General features: G+C 72.8%; 2 protein-coding genes. Both read right to left on the bottom strand.

All coding sequences use genetic code 11. From position 1 onward, the window contains the following. Positions 1–1056: low temperature requirement protein A (locus DEIPI_RS32560; protein WP_052351824.1), on the bottom strand; the 1056-nt coding region annotated here is incomplete at its 3' end. A 48-nt stretch (positions 1057–1104) separates the two neighbouring features. Further along, on the bottom strand, positions 1105–1560 hold a 456-nt coding region (locus DEIPI_RS32555), incomplete at its 5' end, for a phosphotransferase (protein ID WP_027482757.1).

Below are 1560 nucleotides of genomic sequence, written 5' to 3'. Positions count from 1 at the left end.
GGCCCGCGCGAGCGTGATCCGCGCGGGCAGCACGCACGGCTCGGCGCGCTGCACGACGCTGAGGGCCGCGACGTACAGCGCGAGCCCGCCGCAGAGGGTGAGGCGCGTGGCGAAGTTCGTGCCGTCGTGTCCGAGCTCCTCGAAGGCGAACTCCACGCCCGCGCTGGCCGCGACGATCCCGGCGAAGACGAGCAGGTGCGTGTAGCCGTACACGAAGCTGAGGTAGAGCGCGCGCCGCCCGCCGCGCAGGGCGCGGTCGATGACGGCGTCGTCGGCGTAGTCGAAGTACAGCCACCACGTGACGAACGCGAGCGTGACCCCGCACAGCGCGAGCGTCCAGCCCGCCGCGCCGTCCACGTGCGCGCCGCCCGTGGCGACCGCGAGGACGCTCTCGCCGAGCACGATGATGGTGAACAGGCCGAAGCGTTCGTCCATGTGCGACTGCTGCGCGGGGATGCTGCGCGAGCTCACGTACGCCCAGACGGTCACGGCGATCTCCAGCGCGACGGCCACGCCCCACAGGACGTACCGGGCGGGGCCGTCCACGGCGAGCGAGACTCCCCACAGGAACGTCCCGACGGCGAAGCCCGCCGCGTACTTGCCGCACAGTTCGCGCGCGCCGTCCACCGTGAGGGCCGCCCAGGCGTACAGCGCGGTGAGGGTGACGCGCAGACCCAGGTAGGACCACGCGAACAGCTCGGGGTGCCCCTCGACGAGGGCGGGGAGGCCCACGGCGAGCCCCACGGACAGCGCGATCTGCGTGAACGTCAGGAGACGCAGGGGGAGCTCGCGCAGCTCGAACTGGTCGAGGAAGTAGCTGATGCCGATCCACGCCCACCACACGACGACGAACAGCCCGAGGAACACCAGCGCGCCGCGCGCGCTGGCGTCACCCAGCAACGTGCGGGTGAGGTTGCTCGCCGCGACGACGTAGACGAGGTCGAAGAAGAGTTCGAGCCACGTGGCGTGCCGCCCGCCGGGTCGCCGCGCGGCGACGACGCGCGGGGCCCGCGCCCGGAGGGAACCGAAGACGGGAGGTTTGGCGTTGGAGCTCATACTTGAGTGTAGGGACACGCCAACGGTCCAGGCATGAGGCTCCGCCGCTCAGGTCACCGGCGTCTGCTCGTAGTGCGCGAGGACGTTCCGCAGGTGCCCGGCGTGCGCGCCTGCCCACTCCTCGGTGTCCTCCACGCCGGGAATGATGTGCAGGGCGTACCCCATGGCGGCGTGCAGTTCCCCGAGGGGCTGGGCGAGCTCGAAGGCGTCTCGCAGGTCCGCGTCCCCCACGGCACCCCGCCAGGGTTCGAGGTACGCCTCGCGGACGTCGCGCGCGGCGCGCGGACCGACGTCGTCGAGGAAGAAGTAGCCGGGGCGCGCGTCGAGGAAGGGGTGGGCGAGCGCGCCGTCGGTCCAGTCGAGCAGGACGGGGCCTCGCTCGCCCATGACGACGTTGCGCCAGTGGAGGTCGCCGTGGACGAGCGTGTCGGGCAGGCCGAGGCGTCGCAGCCGGTCGAGGTCCCCGTGGAGGCGCGGGCCGAGGGCGCGCAGCCTCGCCGCGTC

The organism is Deinococcus pimensis DSM 21231, from assembly GCF_000519345.1.
Lineage (GTDB): Bacteria > Deinococcota > Deinococci > Deinococcales > Deinococcaceae > Deinococcus_A > Deinococcus_A pimensis.
The sequence above is the reverse complement of the archived record's forward strand: the minus strand, read 5'-3'. Positions and strand labels throughout refer to the sequence as shown.